A 19,174-nucleotide genomic window follows, 5' to 3' on the forward strand; every position below is an offset into this window, starting at 1 on the left:
CGGAGCATGACCGCACAGATCCTCGACGGCAAGGCCACGGCCTCCGTCATCAAGTCCGAGATCGCGATCGAGGTGGCCGCGCTCAAGGAGCGCGGCATCTCGGTCGGCCTCGGAACCGTCCTCGTCGGTTCCGACCCGGGTTCGCAGTGGTACGTCGCCGGGAAGCACCGCGACTGCGCCGAGGTGGGCATGGAGTCCATCCGTCGCGACCTGCCGGAGACGGTGTCCCAGGAGGAGCTCGAGGCCGTCATCGACGAGCTCAACGCCGACGAGAGCTGCACGGGCTACATCGTGCAGCTGCCGTTGCCGAAGCACATCGACACCGATGCGATCCTCGAGCGCATCGATCCTGAGAAGGACGCCGACGGGCTCCACCCGACGAACCTCGGGCGGCTCGTGCTCAACGTCAACCGGCCGATCCACACCCCGCTGCCGTGCACGCCGAAGGGCGTCGTCGAGCTGGTCGAGCGACACGGGCTCAGCTGGGCCGGGAAGCACGTCGTCGTCGTGGGCCGCGGGGTCACCGTCGGTCGGGCCATCGGCCCGCTGCTGACGCGCCGTGACGTCAACGCCACGGTGACGTTGACCCACACCGGCACCGTCGGTCTCGACGACATCCTGCGCACGGCCGACGTCATCGTCGCGGCGGCCGGTGTCCCCGGCATCGTCACACGCGACGCCGTCAAGCCGGGTGTCATCGTCCTCGACGTCGGCGTGAGCCGCGAGACCGACCCGGAGACGGGCAAGTCCCGCGTCGTCGGCGACGTCGCACCGGACGTCGCCGAGGTCGCCTCGTGGATGAGCCCGAACCCCGGCGGTGTCGGACCGATGACCCGCGTGGGTCTCCTCGCGAACGTGGTCCGCATGGCGACGCCCGCCGAGTAGCCCTCCGCACCGGAACGGCCCGGCCCCGTCAGCTCGCGCTGATGGGACCGGGCCGTCGTCGTCGGGGCTCAGACCTCGCGGGTCGCGCCGGCCGCGGGTCGCACGGCGAAGATCGTCGGGGCCGTGAACGACGCCTCGGCGAACGCGGCCGAGACCGCCTCCGACACGGTCGCTGCGAGTGCCACCGGGACGAGCGCGATCGCCGCGCCGCCGAAGCCGCCACCCGTCATCCGCGAACCGATCGCGCCGGCCGCCATGGCCGTCTCGACGGCGAGGTCGAGCTCGGGGACCGAGATCTCGAAGTCGTCGCGCATGGAGGCGTGCGAGGCGACGAGCAGCTCGCCGATCGCGGTCGGACCGTGCTCGCGCAGTGTGCGGACGGTGTCGAGCACGCGCTGGTTCTCGGTGACGACGTGGCGGACGCGGCGGAACGTCTCGTCGTCGAGGAGCTCGCGGGCTCGATCGAGGTCGCCGACCGTGACGTCGCGGAGCGAGTCGGCGCCGAGGGCCGCCGCTCCGGCCTCGCAGGACGCCCGTCGCGCCGCGTAGCCGCCGGAGACGTGGGCGTGCTCCACGCGCGTGTCGATGACCAGCAGTTCGAGGTCGTGTTCGTCGAAGCCGAGGGGGATGACGTCGGTCTCGAGCGAGCGGCAGTCGAGGAAGACCCCGCAGTCCGGACGACCGAGCAGGGACGCCGACTGGTCCATGATGCCCGTCGGTGCTCCGACGGCGCGGTTCTCCGCGAGCTGACAGATCTTCGCGAGCGTCTTGCGGTCGTGGTCCAGGTGCCAGATCTCGTCGAGGGCGACGGCGACCGACGCTTCGATCGCCGCGGAGGAGGAGAGGCCCGCTCCGACTGGGACGTCGGAGTCGAGGTAGATGTCGACGCCGGACAACTCCGCAAGGGGCGCGCCGAACTGCCCGAGCGCCCACACGACACCGAGCGGGTAGGCCGACCAGCCCTGCAGCGCGTCCGGGTCGAGCGTGCGCAGGGAGGCCTCGACGACCTCGGGCGAGAAGCTGCTGGACACCCTGATGCGGTCGTCGTCGCGTCGGCGGACGGCCGCGACCGTGCGGCGGTCGATCGCCATCGGGAACACGAAGCCGTCGTTGTAGTCGGTGTGCTCGCCGATGATGTTCACCCGGCCGGGCGCCGACCAGAGGCCGTTCGGTTCGCTGCCGAAGGTGCGCTCGAATCCGCTCGTGGCGGTCTGCTGGAGGTCGGTCATACGGGGTTCTCCTCGTCGGCTGCGGCGATCGCGGCGCGCAGGGCGGTGGCGGTGGACTCGGGAGGCACGTCGCCGATCCACGCACCCATGGCGGCTTCGGAGCCGGCCAGGTACTTCAGGCGGTCGGCGCCACGGCGCGGCGAGGTGAGCTGCAGGTGGAGTCGGAGCTCGTCGCGGTGGACGCGCGTGGGTGCCTGATGCCAGGCGGCGATGTACGGGGTCGGGGTGTCGTAGAGCGCGTCGACGCCGCGGAGCAGCCGCAGGTAGAGGACGGCGAGTTCGTCGCGCTCCGCGAGGGAGGTGGCGGCGAAGTCCGGGACGTGCCGGTGCGGCATGAGATGCACCTCGACGGGCCAGCGGGCGGCGAAGGGGACGAAGGCCGTCCAGTGCTCGCCCGCGAGGACGACGCGCTCGTCGGCCTGCTCCGACGCGAGGATGTCGGCGAAGAGGCCGGGGCCGTACGCCTCGCTCGCTGCGATGAGCCGCTGGGTACGCGGCGTCACGTACGGGTAGGAGTAGATCTGGCCGTGCGGGTGGAGGAGGGTGACGCCGATCTGCTCACCGCGGTTCTCGAACGGGAACACCTGCTGGATCGAGTCGATCTGCGACAGCGCGTGCGTGCGGCGCGCCCAGGCCTCGATCACCGTGCGTGCACGGGTGCGGGAGAGGGAGCCGAAGGAGCCGGTGCTCGACGGGCTGAAGCTCACGACCTCGCAGCGGCCGACCGAGGTGCGGGTCCGCCCGATGCCGATGGTCGCGAGGTCGGCGAGGTCGACGGGGGCGTTCTCGTCCTCGAGGAGCGGGCCGAAGGACGGCGACTTGTTCTCGAAGACCGCGACGTCGTACTGATCGGGGATCTCGGAGGGGTTCGACGGGCTCGCGGGGGCGAGCGGGTCGAGGTTGGCGGGCGGCAGCATCACGCGGTTCTGGCGTGCCGCGGCGATCGAGATCCATTCGCCGGTCAGCGGATCCTGGCGCATGGACGCGGTCGGGGGGCGTGCCGCGAGGTCGCGGGTGTCCGGCAGCCGTTCCGCGGGCAACGTCGTGTCGACGTCGTCGAAGTAGATGAGTTCGCGGCCGTCGGCGAGGCGCTGGGTGCTGCTCGCGATCGCCGGGTCGATGACGAAGCTGTCGTCGAGTTGGGGCATGGGGATCCTCTGAACGGGTTGTCGAACGGAAACGTGCAACGTTTCGTCTTGAAAAGTATAGGCAAGTCGGCGAAGATTCAAGCATGTCCGTCGATGAGCCGATCCAGCTGCCTGCGCCGCTGCGCCGCGACCGCATCCGTGAGCTCCTGGACGAGCGCGGTTTCGTCCGCGTGGCCGACATCTCCGAGGACTTCGGTGTCTCCCGGGTGACCGCACGGACCGACCTCGACACCCTCGTCGACCAGGGCGACGCCGTCCGTGTGCACGGTGGCGCGATGCCGGTGTTGGGCCGTGGAGCCGTCGAGTCGCCCATCGAACTCGCGACCGCGACCTCGGCGCACGCGAAGCAGCGCATCGGTGAGGCCGCCGCGGCGATGGTGCGCTCCGGACAGAGCGTGATCGTCGACGTCGGCAGCACCGGTCTCGCCCTCGCCCGAGCACTCAAGGCCCGACGGGACCTCTCCGACCTCGTCGTGATCACCAACGGCCTGACCATCGCCCTCGAGCTCGAGTCGGAGATACCGAGGTTCTCGGTGATCGTGACCGGCGGATCGCTGCGGCCACTCCAGCATTCGCTCGTCGACCCCCTCGCCGGGTCGTTGCTCGGGCAGGTGCACGCCGACTTCGCCTTCATCGGGTGCAACGGGGTCGACGCCGAGCATGGCGTCACCAACGTCAACCTGCCCGAAGCCGAGGTGAAGGCCAGGATGGTCCGCGCGGCCGAACGCGTGGTCGTGGTCGCCGACGCTTCGAAGCTCGGGGTGCGACAGCTCGGCCGGATCGCCGGACTCGACGCCTTCGACGCCCTGTTGACCGACGACGGTGCCTCGCCCGAGATCGTGGCGAGCCTCAGGGAGGCCGGGCTGCCGGTCACCCTGGTGCCGCTCGGGGACTGACGCGCCGAGCGGCTCCGGATCACCGACCCTCGCGCACGCGCGACCCGATGCGGCACCATGGTCGCATGAGTGATCGAACGCACCCGGCCGTGTCCATCGTCGAGCGCACGCTCCGGGATCGCGGCGCTCAGGGGGAGGTCACGTGGCTCGACGACGCCGCTCGAACGGCGGCCCTCGCAGCGGAGGCCCTCGGGGTCGCCGCCGGCGCCATCGCGAACTCCCTCGTGTTCACCCTCGACGGTGAACCGACCTTGATCCTGACGAGCGGCGCGCACCGGGTCGACACGGCATGGCTCGGTGAGCGTCTGGGCGGACGGCTCAAGCGCGCCGACGCCGAGGTCGTCAAGGCGGCGACCGGGCAGGTCATCGGTGGTGTGGCGCCGGTCGGTCACCCCGAGCCGATCCGCACCTACGTGGACGAGGCGCTCGCCGCGTATCCGGAGGTCTGGGCTGCGGCCGGCCACGCGCACACGGTCTTCCCCACGACGTTCGAGGAGCTCGTACGCGTGACCGGCGGGCAGGTCATCGCGGTGGAGCCGCCGACGGATCCTGCGTCGTCGTCGGGCGCACCGTCGGCGTAGCCACCGGAGCGGCCGTCGCGGTCGGCGGGGTGCCGTGCTGCTTCGTCACCCGGCTCGGCGGCAGCGGAGCGGTCGCGACGACGCCGTTCCTGCGGCCCCACCACGTGCTCACCACGGCTGCGGCGACGCACAACGCCATCGGGATGAGCATGAACGGTCCGCCGGCCCCGTCGCCCCGCTCGAAGACCTGGTCGGTCTGCGACATCAGCGCCGTGGGCACGAGCAGGAGGAGGTTGTTCGTCGCGTGGATCAGCACCGGTGCCTCCAGGCCGCCCGTGCCCCGGGCGGCGAAGGACATCGAGGCGCCGAAGACGAAGTAGTAGGCGATGAGCCACGGGTCGCCCGCGAAGTGCACCGAGGCGAAGACGGCACCGGAGACGATCGTGCCGACGACGAAGGCGGTCATCGGGCGGCTGAACCAGGAGCCCACGGAGCGCTGGATGAGGCCGCGCGCACCGTACTCCTCCCCGGCCGACTGCAGGGGTGTGGTGAGGACGACGACGGCGAGCATGGCGATCACGGTGCCGTCGAGCACGACGGGTTCCAACGGGGACAGCAGGAACGACGCTCCGACGTACACCACCCAGACCGGGATGATGATGAGGGCGAGCCGCCCGAACCAGCGCCAACGGAACCGCCCCTCCACCGAGGACAGCCACCGTGGCCGAACGCCGAAGATCGCCCACTGGATGAGCATCGACGCGGGGATGAGCGCTGCGAGCGACAGGTTGTTCGCGAGCATCGTGACCGGCGTCAACGTCATCAGGCCGTTCGCGACGTCGTCGAGCGTGTACGCCCCGGTGGCGACGTCGATGATCAGGGCGACGCTTCCGAAGGCGACGGAGAAAATGAGGAAACCCACCACGAGCAGGAGGAGGGCGAGCGCACCTCGCCACCAGGCGGGCGCGGCTCGGAGGGCGTGGTCGTACGTCGCCGTCCGCCGCGGGGGCTCGACCGTGTCGGCCTGTGCGGGAGGCGCCGTCGAGAAGGACGGCGAAGTCGTCTGCGGGAGCTGTCCGGGATCCGTCATGCAGCCAGCGTAGGCAGCCCCTCCGGCCCGACGCGTCCCCCGAGCGGCGGACGACCAGCGACGGACGGCGGACGACCCGCGACGGATCGAGCGGGCGGTCTGGCCCAAGGCGACCGCCGGTGGGAGACTGGCCGCTATGGCAGGACACCGCATCTTCACGACGAGCTTCGGCAGCATCTACCCGCACTACGTGGCGAAGGCGGAGCGGAAGGGGCACACGAAGGCCGAGGTCGATCAGGTCATCACGTGGCTCACGGGCTACGACGCCGCCGGGATCGAGCGGGTGGTCGCCGACGGAACCGACATGGAGACCTTCTTCGCCGAAGCCCCGGCGATGCACCCCAACGCCTCGCTCATCACGGGCCTCATCTGCGGCATCCGCGTCGAGGAGATCGAGGATCCGCTCATGCAGCGGATCCGCCAGCTCGACAAATTGGTGGACGAGGTCGCGAAGGGCAAGAAGATGACCTCGATCCTCCGCGAACCCGCCTGACCCGAGAGCACGCACCCGCCCCGCCCCGACACCGCCGGCCGCCACACGTTCGCGTGACGGCCGGCGGTGCTGCGACGACGGCTCAGTGCGCGAGCACCGGCTCCGTCGACGCCTCTGGGGCGTGGTGCACGGCGAGTCCCTGGTTGCGTCGGCGGAACAGCAGCGCCGCGGTCACAGCGCCGGCCGCGAAGAAGCCGGCACCCCAGAAGTACGCCGTCTGGTAGCTGCGGATGGCCGCCTGGGCGAGCACCTCGGCCGTCGGTGGGGCGTTGTCCGTGACGTAGGCCGTGGCGGCGCTCGCCGCGAGGGTGTTGAGCAGCGCCACACCGATCGAGCCGCCCACCTGCTGGCTCGTGTTGACCGTCGCCGAGGCGACGCCGGCGAACGCGCGATCCACGCCGAGGGTCGCGGTCTGCATCGAGGCGGGCATGATCGACCCCATCGCGAAGCCGAGCACCATGAGCGCGGGCATGACGTCGCCCACGTAGGAGCTGTCGAGGTCGAGTCGGGTGAGCAGGAGCATCCCGATTGCTCCGAGCGTCATGCCGAACGGCACCATCACCTTCGGTCCGAAGCGCGGGACGAGGAGGTTCGTCCCGAGCTGGGCCGCGAGCACGAGCATCGCGATCATCGGCAGGAAGGCGAAGCCCGTCTGCTGCGGTGAGTAGCCGAGCGAGGCCTGCAGGTAGTACGTGACGAACAGGAAGATGCCGAACATCCCTGCTCCGGCGATCATCACCGAGATGAACGCCGCTCCGCGGTTGCGGTCGAGGACGATCGACAGGGGGAGGAGCGGGTGGGCGGCTCGTCGCTGCCAGAGGACGAAGGCGATGAGCAGCACGCCGGCAGCGGTGAGGAACCCCCAGCTGAGCGGCGAGTCCCAGCCGTCGGTCTCCGCGTTCGCGAAACCGTACACCAGGCTGAACAGCGCACCTGAGACGAGCACGGTGCCGGGGACGTCGAGCTTCGGACGCGGACCGGTAGCCTTCGGCGTGGTGATGAAGACGACGGCGCCGACGATCGCGATCACGGCGATGAACACGTTGATGGAGAGGTTCCAACGCCAGTCGAACTGTTCGGTCAGGAACCCGCCGAGGAGGAGTCCGACGGCGCCGCCCGCACCGGCGATCGCGCCGAAGACGCCGAAGGCCCTGGCGCGTTCCTTCGGGATCGTGAAGGTGGTGGTGAGCATGGCGAGTGCGGTCGGGGCGAGGAGTGCGGCGAAGACGCCCTGGAGTGCCCGTGCGGCGACGAGCATCCCGAACGAGTCGGCGGCGCCGCCGAGCGCCGAGGCGACCGCGAAGCCGATGAGTCCGATGATGAACGCCCGCTTGCGGCCCATGAGGTCGGAGAGGCGTCCACCGAGCAGCAGGAGGCTGCCGAAGGCGAGCGAGTAGGCGGTGACGATCCACTGGCGGTCGCCGTCCGAGAAGCCGAGGTCGGCTTGGGCTGCGGGCATCGCGATGTTCACGACCGTGGCGTCGAGCACGACCATGAGTTGCGCGAGGCCGACGGTGACGAGCGTCCACCAGCGACGTGAGGAGACGGCCGGGGTTCCGGTGGTGAGAGTCGAGGTCATGCTGAGGAGCATATACGGAACCGGACAGTTTCGGAACCGACAAGTTCCAGAACGCACGAGTTCCTGAACTATGCTGTTCCTCGAGACGAAAGGGAGGTGAGCCGCGATGACGCAGCTCGAGACTCCGCCAGACGCCCCGAAGCTCGGACGCAAGCGTGACCACTCCCGCGACGCCGAGATCCTCGAGGCGGCACTCGACGTCCTGGCCGAGACGGGCTACGCCGGGATGACGGTCGACATGGTCGCGTCCCGCGCCAAAGCGGGCAAGGCGACGCTGTACCGGCGCTGGGCGTCCAAGTCCGAACTCGTGATCGACGCCGTCGCATGCATGAAGCAGATCGATCCGGACTTCTCGAAGCTGCCCGACACCGGCTCGCTTCGGGGCGACCTCGTCGCGCTCATCAAGGCGCCGTCCATCGCCGACGGTGAACGCAAGATGCGCGTCTTCGCCGGGGTGATGTCGATGATCTCGGACGCTCCAGAGCTCACCGAGTCGGTGCACTCCGCCATCGTGGAGCCGCGCATGGCCGTCAACCGGTTCCTGTTGCGGCGTGCGATCGACCGCGGGGAGATCCGTGAGGACGCGGACGTCGAGACGCTGTCGCTCATCAGTCAGGCGATGGTCAGCTACCGGGTGCTGATGTTGCGCGAGCCGGTCACGCGGGACTTCCTCGTGTCGGTGATCGACGGCGTCATCATGCCGGCCGTCCGGAAGTAGCCCGATGACCGAAGGGCCGATCAGACCTCGTACCGAGCTGATCGATCACGCTCCACCGCTCCGACTCGGAACGGTGGACGCCCCGCTGCGGTTCTCCGACCCCCGTGAGCCGGGCGGACGTCACCTCATCGTCGACGGCGTACCGGCGTTCGAGCTGAGCTTCCCGTGCGGCACCTGTGCGCTGCTCTTCCGTCGACTGGACGCGGGCGCCCGGGCGCTCGCCGAGGCAACGCTGCACGATCACCTCGACGAGCACGTGCCGGCGATCGACGACCCGTCCTTGCGTGATCTCGTGTCGACCGTCCTCCCCGCCGGGAGCTACGTCCCGCTCCTGCTGTCCATCCAGCCGGTCCGGGTCGCCCCGGGTGGCGACCTCGACTACTTCTCACATGAACAGGTGGGGCATCGCGGGATCGATCCGAATTTGGGCGCGCCTGAGGACCCGGCGACCGAGTACTACCGTGGTTCGACGCGGACGACGGGTGCGCACGAGACCCTGTTCGAGTTCCTCGTGCCGATGCTGCCGCCGAGCCGGAACGATCGTGCCCGCGTGGACGCTTACGAGACCGCGTTCCGCGCCGGGGGAGCGGCGACCGTGCTCGCCGTCTCCGTCCTCGATCGGACGCAGCCGTCCGACAGCGTCGATGCCCACACAGGGCTCGTGCACGTCGTGCTCGACGGTCACCACAAGCTGGAGGCTGCGGCGAGGCTCGGTGTCGCGGTGACGGTTCTGGCCTTCGTCTCGGTCGAGGCGAGCCTCGCCGACGAGGCGACGGTGACCGGCCTTCCTGAGCTCCTCGCCCGCTGAGGGGCGGCGGTCCCTAGGCCGATGGTGCTGCGGCGGACGAGTGGTGTTGCGCTGGTGGGCCCGGTGGGGCTCGAACCCACGACCCGCGGATTAAAAGTCTTCGGAGGGGAGTTTAGCGCAGTAGTCGAACGTCCTCGACGGTCCATGGATCGTAGTCATGACGCGGGATCAACTCGATGGAGCGTCATCGGTGATGCACGGATGGTGTTGCAACGTTCCCTAGCATCGCCCTAGCACCCCGACACCCCTGTCGGTCGGAAAACGGGCGGCGTCTACGTGACGCTCACCGTCCTGGTGGATAGGTCTCACTTGGAAAAAATCGGCTAGGACTCTCGGTTGACCCGGTCCATCTCGTCGTGGAACCACTGCAGGCGAACGGAGTAGGGGCCCACTGCCTCGGACTTTGCTCGGTTCAACTCAGCCTCAACCCGGCCTGCCGTGTCGTGGATGTCAGAACCGCGTATAGGTAGTGCGGCATCCCGGATCGCATCCAGGGGGCGTACGACGTGCCTGAACCACGCCGCCACCGTCGGGTCGAAATGGGGATGCCCTTCCATGAAGACTGTGATCGCCTCGGACACTCGTGGGTACCGCTTGACGTCGGCGAGGCGCTGACCCGAGGGCATCGGCTCTGGCGCGTAGAACCAGTAGGGCATTGAAGCGTGAACGATCGCGTCGATGAGCTTCGGGATTCCCTGCTCCGTCTCCTGCTTGCGAAGTGCCTCCGCAGCGCGCTTGTCGATGACACGCTGCTTTCGCAGTGCCCGGCGCGCTCCGAGATAGGAGGCGGCAAGGGCGAGGCCGATCGACACGATGATGCTCGCCACCAGCTCCGCGCCGTTGATCGGGTCTGTCCACTGGATCATGATCGTCACCCTAGCGACTCCACGGATGCGAACTGCCCTATGTCGAGCGGCGTTCGCGCCAGTGTCCTATCCGTGCTCCATGATGACGACAGCGGCACTTGGATGCCCAAGGGGGAGACGATGGACGTTCGATGGTTGTTGGTCATCCTGACGGTCGTGGGAGCAGTTTGTGACCGGGTGGGGCCTCGTGAACGCGCTCGTCCAGGGGCAGCGTGAGTACCTGCGAGTGCTGAGACAGGAAGCGCACATGAGACGGCTCAAGAATCGATGGGCCAGAGAGGTCACGGGCCTGTCCTCAACCGACCGGGTGTCTCGAGCCTCAGAGGAACGCAAGTGGGCCGAGTGGCACTTGCTGGACCTCCCTATGACCACCTACACCGAGATCGAGATACTGCCGACAACGGTGGGGCGCTCTATCCTCGGTCACGCGCTCAAGCAGGTTCGCGGCGATCTCGTGACCGTTAGGATCGGCCTCGCGATCTCCACGGTCGCCTCGGTCTGGTCCATCTGGATATGACGGGTAGATGACAACCGGCCCTCATGTAGTCGAGCACGCAGGTGATCTTCTGAAACACTAGCGACAGGTGTTGTATGTGAGTAAAATGAGGAACGAACGACGACCCTCATTTCAGGGTCATATGTTCGAGTACTGCGAGTCTGGTGGGCCCGGTGGGGCTCGAACCCACGACCCGCGAATTAAAAGACGGTGTTCTCAGTGGTCGTGTCCTGAACTGAGGTGAGCCGAAGTGGTCCGATCTGCACCGAAAAGTCGGGTGGAACCAACGCGCTCCGCCGAGTGAAGCGGACTGATTCGGGGTAGTTCGGATCGGTTCGGCGGAGCGCGGGTGGAGTGCTTCTGGAGGGCTTAGAAGGTATCCAGGCTCAACAGGTTGTTGGACCAGTCGCCATCCGCGTGTGTGCGAAGGTACGGGTCCGTGTTAGCGGGGCGAATGACCGCTACGTTCACTCGTGATGGGCCGCTGCCGACGTAGGCGTCGTTGTTTGCGCCGTCGACCCAAGCAACCAAGGAGGGCTTGTCGTTCTCCCCGGTTTGGTTGAGGTTGGCGACGTTCCGCCACTTGTATCTCACGATGGACTGCTCGTTCTTGACGTTTCCGCTAAATCTGACGTGCGTGATTTCGATTGCCATGTGTACTCCTAGGTGAGTGCACCAGCTCGGTGCTGGCGTCGGTGCCAGTATGTAGCCGACCTCCGACATCGGAAGTGGGCCAGCCGACTTGTTCACCAGATGGAGTACCTCCTCTCTGCGAAGCATTCACCTCGCGTCGCTCTGTCTGGGCAGATGCACGAGAACCCCGGCGGTCCCTGGGGGGGGCTCCGTTAGCTACCAGCTGAGACGGTCGCCCTTCCCGGCGGGCGGGCTGTCGTTGAGGCGGCATTCACGCGCGGGTCGTTCGTCGCGGATGCCCTGTTGCCGCATCTCGCGAGCCTGATCGGCTCTGCTCCGCTTGGCGAGCCGCGCGTAGATCTGGGGCGAGCCCTCGCGACCTGAGCGTCCACATTCGGTGTAGACGCGGTCGGGGTCGGGGTCGGGGTCGGTATCAGGGTCGTCGCGACGATGCATGCTGTTCTCCTTTCCTATGGGTCCGGATAGGCTACGGCGCTTTGTTGTGATTCCGCGCGAAGGCCACGCAACGCAAACTCCAGATCAGAACGATTCACATTCGAGTTCTTACAACTGAGTCCGCCAGCGGCGGGTAAACGCTACGGGGTAAAGTATCTCTGCCCAAGGTACAGAGGCATAACAGGTGGGTAAGCGAGGACCAGCGACGCTTGGTGATGACACCGAGTTGCGCACACCGATCTGGCGACGGCGACTCGCTGCTCTGGCCTGGGCGCAACGTCGGCTCGCACGTACTGAACTACGCCCACATCCTCGACGTCGGCAGCTTCCGCCGGAACTACTCCCGATCGGCTCTTCGCGCGCTGGGGATGCCGGACATGCGTGTGCACGACCTTCACCACACGGCGGCGTCCCCGTGGCTGGCGGCTGGCTTGAAGCCCTACGAAGTGAGCCGGTGGCTCGGCCACGCGAACATCACCACCACCGACAGCATTTACGCGCACCTCTACCCAAGTGACTACACCGAGCACGTCGCCCGGTTCGACGCGTTTACTGATGCCGTTTAGAAGGGCGAACCGTAGGACGGAGGAGGTGTCGGTTCGATTTGATCCAGATCGGCGAGAAGGTTCTGTGCGAGCGCAGGTCCTCCCTGTGAGATTCGAAGTGCGAGCTCCCACAACGGAGTGATCTTCGTTGCTGGACCGGTGGCGAGCTCGGGACCGGGTACCGAGACAATCGAATCGATCTCGTTCCAGTTTGTTAATGCGCCATTTCGAACTCGTAGGACATAGGGGGCGACTCCGTCGCTATCCTTGGGTTCCATCAGATACGTTATGTCCCCAACCTCGACGTATAAGCCGCCGAGCCCATTGTTATTCCACTCCAGCTTGTCGAGCTCAGTGAGCTGACGAAGTTTGTCGATCAGGCGGGTCCACTCTTCATCGCTGAACACTGGTGCCTCCGTCGATTGTGTTCCGCAGTGAAGATGACAGTCCGGTCATGTCCTGTCCCAACTTGTCTATTTCAGACGTTATCGACTTTACAATCGCTGTCACATCTGGAGATGCCGTGGACATAAGCGTGCCTTTCACTTTTGTAGCCTTATCGGAAGCTTTCGACATTCGATCCGAGACTTCCGAATGATTACCGTCGAGGGACCCAAGAACTCCAACTGTTTCCATGGCGAGATGGCTGAAACGAACGAGCGCCCGACGAGCCACCTGCACGTCATTGTGGGGAAGCGCGTACGCGAGGTCCTCCGACACGGTCTGAAAGTGCGTCACTAGCACCAGGAGGGCTCTCGCCGACAGTTGCTTCTGGGCGTGTGCCAACGCTGCGGTTGCCTTCGCCGTTTCTGTACGCGTCTTCACGATCTGCGAAATCGTCACCCAAAAGCCTGCGACGGCCAACGCAATACCCAAGTAGTCATGCCATCCGGGCCACGCGTTGCCGTCAAAGAACCACACAGGGACATCGTAGAGCTTGGGAGTGTTTCGCGAGGGATGCCAGGTGAGTTGTCAAAGGACGGAAGCGGCTGGTCGTCGTTTCTTCCGGAGCCTGCCTCGATGAAGTCGTTCAGCGTGCGTCTGAGTACACAGGTGTTGTGTGCGACTTTCTAGTACCCTCGCGGAGTGCTTCGGGAGGGCTCCCGTCCGAGATGCGGCATCGTCAGGCGATCGAGCGCCTGAGAATCATTGGTGGGCCCGGTGGGGCTCGAACCCACGACCCGCGGATTAAAAGTCCGATGCTCTGCCAACTGAGCTACAGGCCCATACGGGTTCTACTCTACGAGATCCGGGCGCACGACGTTGACGCGTCGCGTGATCGTCTCGGGCAGCCGCGCCCGCCCGGGGCAGGTACCGTGGTCGGGTGCGCGGAGCGTGGCGCAAGGGAGGAGGGCGCATGACCGAGGGATTCCACCGTCCGACGAAGCTACCGCCGTCGATGCTCGAAGCCATCCAGGGCGGCCTCGACCCCGAGGCCGTGTCGAGGATCACCCACGAGACCGCGGTCGCGCTGCTCACCCGGGTGCGAGCTGACCCCGATCCCGCCGTGATCGACCGCCTCGTCACCTACACGGACGAGCACGGCATCGACGCCATCGCCGAACTCTGGTCGCACGCGAGTCCGCGGAGCCTCCCCGGAGCGCTGTGGCGGATCTACCTGTTGCGCCTCCTCATCCGCCAGGACCCGGTCGGCACGAGCTTCAGCTTCCAGCGGGGGACCGAACTCATCACGACGGTGGACCCGGTGATCGCCGGTGCCGCCGAGCCCACCGGGCCGGAGGAGATCATCGTCCTCGCCGACCAGATCCTCCGTGGCCTCTACACCGGCGACTTCGCGATCGCGCTCGAGCGGGCGGCGTCCTTCTGCCGCATCAACGCCGTCGGATGCTCCTCGCTGGCGGACGACCGCGACGCGGTCGATCCGGCCGACGCCGCGCGGCTCACGACGAAGGCCGCCCGGTTCGGCACCATCGCCGAGGAACTCGCCGGGTGTGCCCGCCTCTGGCGCACCGACTCGCTTGACTGAACCTCAGCGTCGGGTCAAGCTCCTGCACCTGGGAATACACACAGGCGATCGCTTGCTACACTGATTCAGCCGGGCCGCAGTAACCCCGGGCTCCAAAAATCGCCGCTTCGAGCGGCCTTGCGCCGAGAGGCGTTCCTGCGGCCTGGCACTTCTTTCCCTCGGGCTCGTCCCCGAGACCCTGGCTCCGTGATGACACCGGAACTGGGGTGGTGCGTCGTGCCGATTGCTCCAATCGGATCCCGGCCCCGCGCCGAACTACGTGCATGACCACCGCACTGTACACGCAGACCCGTCCTCGGGCGGGCGTCGCGCAAACCGTCGGTGTCCGTGAGAAGCTAAGACTTGTGACCACGGGACCGGAAGCCGACGCTGCACCGCAGCCGTCCTTGGCGAACGTCCTCGACGCACTGCTCGTCCGCGTCGCCAGTGGCGACCAGGTCGCCTTCAGTGAGTTGTACGACCACATCGCTCCTCGGGTCCTCGGACTCGTCAAACGGGTGCTCGTCGACCACGCCCAGTCCGAGGAGGTCACCCAGGAGGTGTTCCTCGAGGTCTGGCAGAACGCCACGAAGTTCGAGGCGGGCAAGGGCACCGCGACGACCTGGGTGCTCACCATGGCCCACCGCCGGGCGATCGACCGCGTCCGTGCCTCGCAGGCCGGCCGCGACCGCGACCTCAAGATCGGTATCCGCGACTTCGACGAGCGTGTCGACGACGTGCAGGAGACGGTCGAGATCCGCATCGAACATGAGCGGGTCAAGCGCGCGTTCGTGCGGTTGAGCGAGCTGCAGCGCGAAGCGGTGACGCTCGCGTACTACGGCGGTTACAGTCACAGCGAGATCTCGAACCTGCTCGGCGTACCGATCGGTACGGTCAAGACCAGGTTGCGGGACGGAATGATCAGACTTCGAGACGAGTTGGGGGTGCGTACATGACCGAGCGAGACGATGCAGCAGACCTGGCAGCCGGCAATGCGCTGCACACCCTGACCCCGCGCGAGCAGGAGCGGTTCGACCGCCTGCGCGCCGAACACGAGTCCGTCCGCGAGGAAGCGGCGGAATTCGAGGAGACCGTAGCCATGCTCGACCTCGCAGCACCACCGGTGCAGCCGTCGGCCGCGCTCAAGAACTCCCTCATGGCGGCGATCCAGAACCTGCCGCAGCTCCCCGTGGACGCCCCGGTCACGACCCCGGTCGTGCAGGACGAGGTGATCCCGACCATCCCGCGGGTCGAAGAGACGACGGCCCCTGAGGCCGACGTCGCGCCGGAGACGACCTCGTCTCCCGCCACGCCGGCACCGATCGCGGGTGCGGCGGAGCGCAAGGCCGCCTCTCGGTGGCGGCGGGGTGCCGTCGGCATGGTCGTCGGTGCCGCAGCGGCGGTCGGACTCATCTTCGGTGGCGTCGGACTGGCGAACACCTTCGGCGGCGGATCCCTCACGCAGACCGTCGCCCTCGCGGAGATCAACGCGGCGTCAGACGTCCAGCGCGCCAAGGTGTCCATGGACGACGCGACCGCGACCCTCGTGTGGTCCGGTGAGCTCGGGAAGTCCGCGCTCCTCGTCGACGGGCTCGGTTCGCTGCCGGCCGACAAGGTGTACGAACTCTGGTACATCGGCGAACAGGGTCCGGTGTCCGCCGGAACGTTCTCCGCGGCGAACGGCACCACCTGGCGGGTCCTCGACGGCGCGATGAGCGCGGGGGACAAGGTCGGCGTGACCGTCGAACCGCAGGGCGGCTCCGAGCAGCCGACCACCGACCCGATCATGGTCATCGACACGGCGTAGCCCGTTGCACGCAGGTCGCGGGACCGTCCGCCGACCGCACTGACATGACGAAGGCCCCACCCGGGAATCCCGGGCGGGGCCTTCGTCATGTCAGCGTCGGATCAACCGAAGCGACCCGAGACGTAGTCCTCGGTCGCCTGGACCGACGGCTTCGAGAACATCGTGGTGGTGTCGTCGTACTCAATGAGCTTGCCCGGCTTGCCGGTGCCGGCGATGTTGAAGAACGCCGTCTTGTCGCTCACGCGGCTCGCCTGCTGCATGTTGTGCGTGACGATGACGATCGTGTACTCCTGCTTGAGCTCCTCGATGAGGTCCTCGATGGCGAGGGTGGAGATCGGGTCGAGCGCCGAGCACGGCTCGTCCATCAGCACCACGTCGGGGGACACCGCGATGGCGCGAGCGATGCAGAGACGCTGCTGCTGACCGCCGGAGAGCCCGGAACCGGGCTTGTCGAGGCGGTCCTTGACCTCGTTCCACAGGTTGGCGCCCTGCAGGGAGCGCTCGACGAGCGCGTCCTGGTCAGACTTCGACATCTTCCGGTTGTTGAGCTTCACACCGGCGAGGACGTTCTCCTTGATGCTCATCGTCGGGAACGGGTTCGGGCGCTGGAAGACCATGCCCACCTGGCGGCGAACGAGGACGGGGTCGACGCCCGGTCCGTAGAGGTTGTTGCCGTCGATCAGGACCTCGCCCTCGACGCGCGCACCGGGGATGACCTCGTGCATGCGGTTGAGCGTCCGGAGGAACGTCGACTTGCCGCACCCGGAGGGGCCGATGAACGCGGTGACCGTGCGGGGCTGGATCTGGAGGGAGACACCCTCGACGGCCATGAAGCTGCCGTAGAAGACGTTGAGGTCGTTGACTTCGATGCTCTTGGACACGGGGTTCCTTTGCTCGCGGCCTAGCGGCCGAACTTGGGGGCGAAGATCTTGGCGATGAGGCGGGCGATGAGGTTCAGCGCCATGACGATGAGGATGAGGACGAGCGCGCCGGTCCAGGCGCGGTCCACATAGGAGGCTCCGTCGGTGCCCTGGTTCGCGTACTGGGTGTACACGAAGACCGGGAGGGTCATCATGGGGCCGTCGAAGAGGTTGTAGTTCATGCTCTGCGTGAACCCGGCGATGATGAGGAGCGGGGCGGTCTCACCGATCACGCGGGCGACGGCGAGCGTCACACCGGTGATGATGCCGGCGATCGAGGTGGGGAGCACGATCTTCAGGATGGTCAGCCACTTCGGCACACCGAGGGCGTAGGAGGCCTCACGGAGTTCGTTGGGGACGAGCTTCAGCATCTCCTCGCTGGATCGCACCACGACGGGGATCATGAGTAGCGACAGGGCGATCGCGCCGCCGATGCCGAGTCGGACGCCGGGGCCGAAGAAGATCGCGAGGAGTGCGAAGGCGAACAGGCCGGCGACGATCGAGGGGATGCCGGTCATCACGTCCACGAGGAAGGTGATGCCCTGCGCCAGACGGCCGCGGCCGTACTCGACGAGGTAGATGGCGGTCAGGATGCCGATCGGGATGGAGATGACCGACGTCGCCAGGGTGATGAGCAGCGTTCCGGTGATGGCGTGCAGTGCTCCACCGCCTTCGCCGACCACGTTCCGCATCGACAGGCTGAAGTAGTTGATGTCGAAGCGGGCCGCGCCGGCGGAGATGACGGTGATGGCGACGGAGATGAGTGGCAGGAGTGCGATCACGAACGCCGCGGTGACGAGCGTGGTGAGCAGACGGTCCTTCGCCTTCCGGCGGCCCTCGACGAGGAGCGAGGCGACGTACACGGTCACCGCGTAGAGCGCGGCTCCGAGCACGACGGCTCCGGGCACGTTGTAGCTCTTGTCGGTGCTGGACTGCTGCACCAGCAGGAAGATGAGTCCGCTGACGATCAGGCTGCCGCCGAGGATGGTGAGCGGAGCGAACTTCGGCAGCTTGCCCGCGGTGAGCGAGTTGGAGAACGGTGTGGCGATGGTCGCCTGACGGCGGTCGGTCGTGGCGGTCATCAGTTCGCTCCCGAGAATTCTTTACGACGGTTGACGATGAGTCTGGCGATGAAGTTCACCACGAAGGTGATGATGAACAGGATCAAGCCGGTGGCGATGAGTTTGTTCACATCGATGCCGAAGGACTCGGGGAAGTTGAGGGCGATGTTCGCCGCGATGGTGTTCGGGTTGCTCGAGGTGAGCAGGAAGAACGAGTAGACGGCCGCCGGCGAGAGCACGAGGGCGACGGCCATGGTCTCGCCGAGCGCGCGGCCGAGGCCGAGCATGGACGCGGACACGATGCCAGGGCGGCCGAAGGGCAGGACTGCCATCTGGATCATCTCCCAGCGCGTGGCGCCGAGGGCCAGGGCGGCTTCCTCGTGGAGCTTCGGGGTCTGGAGGAAGATCTCGCGGGAGATGGCCGTGATGATCGGGATGATCATGACGGCGAGGACGAGGGCGACCGTCAGGATCGTCCGGCCGGTGCCGGAGACGGTGCCGCCGAAGAGCGGGATCCAGCCGAGGTTCTCGGACAGCCAGGCGAAGAAGGGCTGGACGAAGGGGGCGAGGACGAGCGCGCCCCAGAGGCCGTACACGACCGACGGCACGGCGGCCAGGAGGTCGATCACGTAGCCGAGGGCGACCGCGAGGCGGCGCGGCGCGTAGTGGGTGATGAAGAGCGCGATCCCGAGGGAGAGCGGCACGGCGATCGCCAGGGCCAGGACCGCGGCCCAGATGGTGCCGAAGACGAAGGGGCCGACGTAAGCCCAGAAGCTCGTCGGTGCGCCGGTGAACGACGAGGAGTCGGCCGTGAGGGCCGGGAACGCCTGGACGATGAGGAAGATCGCGACCGCCGCCAGGATGACGAGGATGAGTGATCCGGAGACGACGGACAGCGTGGAGAAGACGCGGTCGCCGACTCGTTGCTTGGCTTTGGGTCTCGCAGCTAGGGCCTCGACAGCCATGGGTTCCCGTTCTCTCGATGCGATGGTGGTGCCCCTCGACAGTTCGGGGAGCGGGTACTGCGGGTACTGCGGGTGCTGGTGACGCAGGACGA

Annotated in this window: 23 protein-coding genes and 1 tRNA gene; 11 read left to right on the top strand and 13 right to left on the bottom strand. The window is 67.2% G+C overall.

All coding sequences use genetic code 11. The annotated features are described in order from the left end of the window. The first annotated feature begins 6 nt into the window (after positions 1–6). Positions 7–885: a bifunctional methylenetetrahydrofolate dehydrogenase/methenyltetrahydrofolate cyclohydrolase gene (locus tag QRN26_RS11520; protein ID WP_056778626.1), complete on the top strand. Its 879-nt coding sequence runs from the start codon at positions 7–9 to the stop codon at positions 883–885. Between the two features lie 68 nt (positions 886–953). Here the strand turns inward: QRN26_RS11520 and galK are convergent, their stop codons facing one another. Both galK and galT read right to left on the bottom strand, forming a co-directional pair. Beyond that, the gene (galK, locus tag QRN26_RS11525; RefSeq protein WP_056778624.1) at positions 954–2,114 is read right to left on the bottom strand and encodes a galactokinase; all 1,161 of its coding nucleotides are present in this window, start codon (positions 2,112–2,114) and stop codon (positions 954–956) included. Beyond that, the gene (gene galT, locus QRN26_RS11530; protein ID WP_056007881.1) at positions 2,111–3,262 is read right to left on the bottom strand and encodes a galactose-1-phosphate uridylyltransferase; all 1,152 of its coding nucleotides are present in this window, start codon (positions 3,260–3,262) and stop codon (positions 2,111–2,113) included. The genes galK and galT overlap by 4 nt, the downstream gene beginning before the upstream one ends. An 83-nt stretch (positions 3,263–3,345) precedes the next feature. Between galT and QRN26_RS11535 the strand changes: the two genes are divergently transcribed. After that, positions 3,346–4,158, top strand: coding sequence for a DeoR/GlpR family DNA-binding transcription regulator (locus tag QRN26_RS11535; protein WP_056778622.1), 813 nt, complete (start codon positions 3,346–3,348; stop codon positions 4,156–4,158). A 65-nt stretch (positions 4,159–4,223) separates the two neighbouring features. Then, a complete protein-coding gene (locus QRN26_RS11540; protein WP_056007875.1) occupies positions 4,224–4,739 on the top strand; it encodes a YbaK/EbsC family protein in 516 nt (171 codons plus the stop codon). Here QRN26_RS11540 and QRN26_RS11545 read toward each other — a convergent pair. Then, positions 4,681–5,769 carry a CPBP family intramembrane glutamic endopeptidase gene (locus QRN26_RS11545; protein ID WP_285036875.1) on the bottom strand — a complete coding sequence of 363 codons (1,089 nt, stop codon included), beginning with the start codon at positions 5,767–5,769 and terminating at the stop codon, positions 4,681–4,683. The genes QRN26_RS11540 and QRN26_RS11545 overlap by 59 nt on opposite strands. Positions 5,770–5,905: 136 nt before the next feature. Here QRN26_RS11545 and QRN26_RS11550 point away from each other — a divergent pair, with 136 nt between their 5' ends. After that, complete coding sequence (locus tag QRN26_RS11550; protein WP_056778614.1) at positions 5,906–6,262, top strand: DUF2200 domain-containing protein; 357 nt, start codon at positions 5,906–5,908, stop codon at positions 6,260–6,262. A gap of 82 nt (positions 6,263–6,344) precedes the next feature. Here QRN26_RS11550 and QRN26_RS11555 read toward each other — a convergent pair whose 3' ends face one another. Continuing rightward, positions 6,345–7,841, bottom strand: a complete 1,497-nt coding sequence (locus QRN26_RS11555) for an MFS transporter (RefSeq protein WP_285036879.1) — start codon at positions 7,839–7,841, stop codon at positions 6,345–6,347. Between the two features lie 106 nt (positions 7,842–7,947). Here QRN26_RS11555 and QRN26_RS11560 point away from each other — a divergent pair, with 106 nt between their 5' ends. After that, positions 7,948–8,559: a TetR/AcrR family transcriptional regulator gene (locus QRN26_RS11560; RefSeq protein WP_056007864.1), complete on the top strand. Its 612-nt coding sequence runs from the start codon at positions 7,948–7,950 to the stop codon at positions 8,557–8,559. 4 nt (positions 8,560–8,563) lie between these two features. Next, the gene (locus tag QRN26_RS11565) at positions 8,564–9,367 is read left to right on the top strand and encodes a ParB N-terminal domain-containing protein (protein ID WP_285036883.1); all 804 of its coding nucleotides are present in this window, start codon (positions 8,564–8,566) and stop codon (positions 9,365–9,367) included. Between the two features lie 323 nt (positions 9,368–9,690). On the opposite strand, the gene QRN26_RS11570 is transcribed toward QRN26_RS11565, so the two are convergent. Beyond that, positions 9,691–10,242: a hypothetical protein gene (locus QRN26_RS11570; RefSeq protein ID WP_285036885.1), complete on the bottom strand. Its 552-nt coding sequence runs from the start codon at positions 10,240–10,242 to the stop codon at positions 9,691–9,693. Positions 10,243–10,480: 238 nt separating this feature from the next. On the opposite strand from QRN26_RS11570, the gene QRN26_RS11575 reads away from it, so the two are divergent. After that, positions 10,481–10,750 (top strand): hypothetical protein, encoded by a 270-nt coding sequence (locus QRN26_RS11575; protein WP_285036887.1) that lies wholly within the window; start codon positions 10,481–10,483, stop codon positions 10,748–10,750. Positions 10,751–11,098: 348 nt separating this feature from the next. On the opposite strand, the gene QRN26_RS11580 is transcribed toward QRN26_RS11575, so the two are convergent. Both QRN26_RS11580 and QRN26_RS11585 read right to left on the bottom strand, forming a co-directional pair. Next, the gene (locus QRN26_RS11580) at positions 11,099–11,383 is read right to left on the bottom strand and encodes a DUF3892 domain-containing protein (protein ID WP_285036889.1); all 285 of its coding nucleotides are present in this window, start codon (positions 11,381–11,383) and stop codon (positions 11,099–11,101) included. A 195-nt stretch (positions 11,384–11,578) separates the two neighbouring features. Next, the gene (locus tag QRN26_RS11585; RefSeq protein ID WP_285036891.1) at positions 11,579–11,818 is read right to left on the bottom strand and encodes a hypothetical protein; all 240 of its coding nucleotides are present in this window, start codon (positions 11,816–11,818) and stop codon (positions 11,579–11,581) included. Positions 11,819–12,033: 215 nt separating this feature from the next. On the opposite strand from QRN26_RS11585, the gene QRN26_RS11590 reads away from it, so the two are divergent. Continuing rightward, a complete protein-coding gene (locus tag QRN26_RS11590; RefSeq protein ID WP_285037044.1) occupies positions 12,034–12,384 on the top strand; it encodes a tyrosine-type recombinase/integrase in 351 nt (116 codons plus the stop codon). Here QRN26_RS11590 and QRN26_RS11595 read toward each other — a convergent pair. The 3 genes from QRN26_RS11595 to QRN26_RS11605 form a co-directional block, all read right to left on the bottom strand. Beyond that, positions 12,381–12,770 (bottom strand): DEAD/DEAH box helicase family protein, encoded by a 390-nt coding sequence (locus QRN26_RS11595; protein WP_285036893.1) that lies wholly within the window; start codon positions 12,768–12,770, stop codon positions 12,381–12,383. The genes QRN26_RS11590 and QRN26_RS11595 overlap by 4 nt on opposite strands. Further along, complete coding sequence (locus tag QRN26_RS11600) at positions 12,757–13,284, bottom strand: hypothetical protein (protein ID WP_285036894.1); 528 nt, start codon at positions 13,282–13,284, stop codon at positions 12,757–12,759. The genes QRN26_RS11595 and QRN26_RS11600 overlap by 14 nt, the downstream gene beginning before the upstream one ends. A gap of 229 nt (positions 13,285–13,513) precedes the next feature. After that, positions 13,514–13,589: transfer RNA gene (locus QRN26_RS11605), tRNA-Lys, on the bottom strand. Positions 13,590–13,720: 131 nt separating this feature from the next. On the opposite strand from QRN26_RS11605, the gene QRN26_RS11610 reads away from it, so the two are divergent. The 3 genes from QRN26_RS11610 (at position 13,721) to QRN26_RS11620 (ending at position 16,136) form a co-directional block, all read left to right on the top strand. Further along, positions 13,721–14,350 carry a DNA-directed RNA polymerase subunit beta gene (locus QRN26_RS11610; RefSeq protein WP_285036896.1) on the top strand — a complete coding sequence of 210 codons (630 nt, stop codon included), beginning with the start codon at positions 13,721–13,723 and terminating at the stop codon, positions 14,348–14,350. 263 nt (positions 14,351–14,613) lie between these two features. Further along, the gene (gene sigK / locus QRN26_RS11615; protein ID WP_082455889.1) at positions 14,614–15,285 is read left to right on the top strand and encodes an ECF RNA polymerase sigma factor SigK; all 672 of its coding nucleotides are present in this window, start codon (positions 14,614–14,616) and stop codon (positions 15,283–15,285) included. After that, the gene (locus tag QRN26_RS11620; RefSeq protein ID WP_285036899.1) at positions 15,282–16,136 is read left to right on the top strand and encodes an anti-sigma factor; all 855 of its coding nucleotides are present in this window, start codon (positions 15,282–15,284) and stop codon (positions 16,134–16,136) included. The genes sigK and QRN26_RS11620 overlap by 4 nt, the downstream gene beginning before the upstream one ends. A 101-nt stretch (positions 16,137–16,237) precedes the next feature. Here QRN26_RS11620 and pstB read toward each other — a convergent pair whose 3' ends face one another. Genes pstB through pstC form a run of 3 tightly spaced genes read right to left on the bottom strand, consistent with a single transcriptional unit; the run spans position 16,238 to position 19,082 of the window. Continuing rightward, complete coding sequence (gene pstB / locus QRN26_RS11625; RefSeq protein WP_056007815.1) at positions 16,238–17,017, bottom strand: phosphate ABC transporter ATP-binding protein PstB; 780 nt, start codon at positions 17,015–17,017, stop codon at positions 16,238–16,240. Between the two features lie 20 nt (positions 17,018–17,037). Continuing rightward, the gene (gene pstA / locus QRN26_RS11630; RefSeq protein WP_056007812.1) at positions 17,038–18,138 is read right to left on the bottom strand and encodes a phosphate ABC transporter permease PstA; all 1,101 of its coding nucleotides are present in this window, start codon (positions 18,136–18,138) and stop codon (positions 17,038–17,040) included. Continuing rightward, entirely contained in the window at positions 18,138–19,082 is a 945-nt protein-coding gene (pstC, locus tag QRN26_RS11635; RefSeq protein ID WP_056007810.1) for a phosphate ABC transporter permease subunit PstC, read from the bottom strand. The genes pstA and pstC overlap by 1 nt, the downstream gene beginning before the upstream one ends. Between the last annotated feature and the right edge of the window lie 92 nt (positions 19,083–19,174).

It is taken from the genome of Plantibacter sp. ME-Dv--P-095 (assembly GCF_030209365.1).
In the GTDB taxonomy this organism is placed as follows: domain Bacteria; phylum Actinomycetota; class Actinomycetes; order Actinomycetales; family Microbacteriaceae; genus Plantibacter.

Bases quoted from the DNA above. Each gene is read 5' to 3' on its own strand.
- QRN26_RS11620 (WP_285036899.1), top strand. From the start codon at position 15,282: ATGACCGAGCGAGACGATGCAGCAGACCTGGCAGCCGGCAATGCGCTG.
- pstA (WP_056007812.1), bottom strand. From the start codon at position 18,138: ATGACCGCCACGACCGACCGCCGTCAGGCGACCATCGCCACACCGTTC.
- QRN26_RS11520 (WP_056778626.1), top strand. From the start codon at position 7: ATGACCGCACAGATCCTCGACGGCAAGGCCACGGCCTCCGTCATCAAG.
- QRN26_RS11535 (WP_056778622.1), top strand. From the start codon at position 3,346: ATGTCCGTCGATGAGCCGATCCAGCTGCCTGCGCCGCTGCGCCGCGAC.
- galT (WP_056007881.1), bottom strand. From the start codon at position 3,262: ATGCCCCAACTCGACGACAGCTTCGTCATCGACCCGGCGATCGCGAGC.
- QRN26_RS11565 (WP_285036883.1), top strand. From the start codon at position 8,564: ATGACCGAAGGGCCGATCAGACCTCGTACCGAGCTGATCGATCACGCT.
- QRN26_RS11580 (WP_285036889.1), bottom strand. From the start codon at position 11,383: ATGGCAATCGAAATCACGCACGTCAGATTTAGCGGAAACGTCAAGAAC.
- QRN26_RS11545 (WP_285036875.1), bottom strand. From the start codon at position 5,769: ATGACGGATCCCGGACAGCTCCCGCAGACGACTTCGCCGTCCTTCTCG.
- sigK (WP_082455889.1), top strand. From the start codon at position 14,614: ATGACCACCGCACTGTACACGCAGACCCGTCCTCGGGCGGGCGTCGCG.
- QRN26_RS11550 (WP_056778614.1), top strand. From the start codon at position 5,906: ATGGCAGGACACCGCATCTTCACGACGAGCTTCGGCAGCATCTACCCG.
- QRN26_RS11540 (WP_056007875.1), top strand. From the start codon at position 4,224: ATGAGTGATCGAACGCACCCGGCCGTGTCCATCGTCGAGCGCACGCTC.
- QRN26_RS11610 (WP_285036896.1), top strand. From the start codon at position 13,721: ATGACCGAGGGATTCCACCGTCCGACGAAGCTACCGCCGTCGATGCTC.
- QRN26_RS11575 (WP_285036887.1), top strand. From the start codon at position 10,481: ATGAGACGGCTCAAGAATCGATGGGCCAGAGAGGTCACGGGCCTGTCC.
- QRN26_RS11560 (WP_056007864.1), top strand. From the start codon at position 7,948: ATGACGCAGCTCGAGACTCCGCCAGACGCCCCGAAGCTCGGACGCAAG.
- QRN26_RS11590 (WP_285037044.1), top strand. From the start codon at position 12,034: ATGACACCGAGTTGCGCACACCGATCTGGCGACGGCGACTCGCTGCTC.
- galK (WP_056778624.1), bottom strand. From the start codon at position 2,114: ATGACCGACCTCCAGCAGACCGCCACGAGCGGATTCGAGCGCACCTTC.
- QRN26_RS11585 (WP_285036891.1), bottom strand. From the start codon at position 11,818: ATGCATCGTCGCGACGACCCTGATACCGACCCCGACCCCGACCCCGAC.
- pstC (WP_056007810.1), bottom strand. From the start codon at position 19,082: ATGGCTGTCGAGGCCCTAGCTGCGAGACCCAAAGCCAAGCAACGAGTC.
- QRN26_RS11555 (WP_285036879.1), bottom strand. From the start codon at position 7,841: ATGACCTCGACTCTCACCACCGGAACCCCGGCCGTCTCCTCACGTCGC.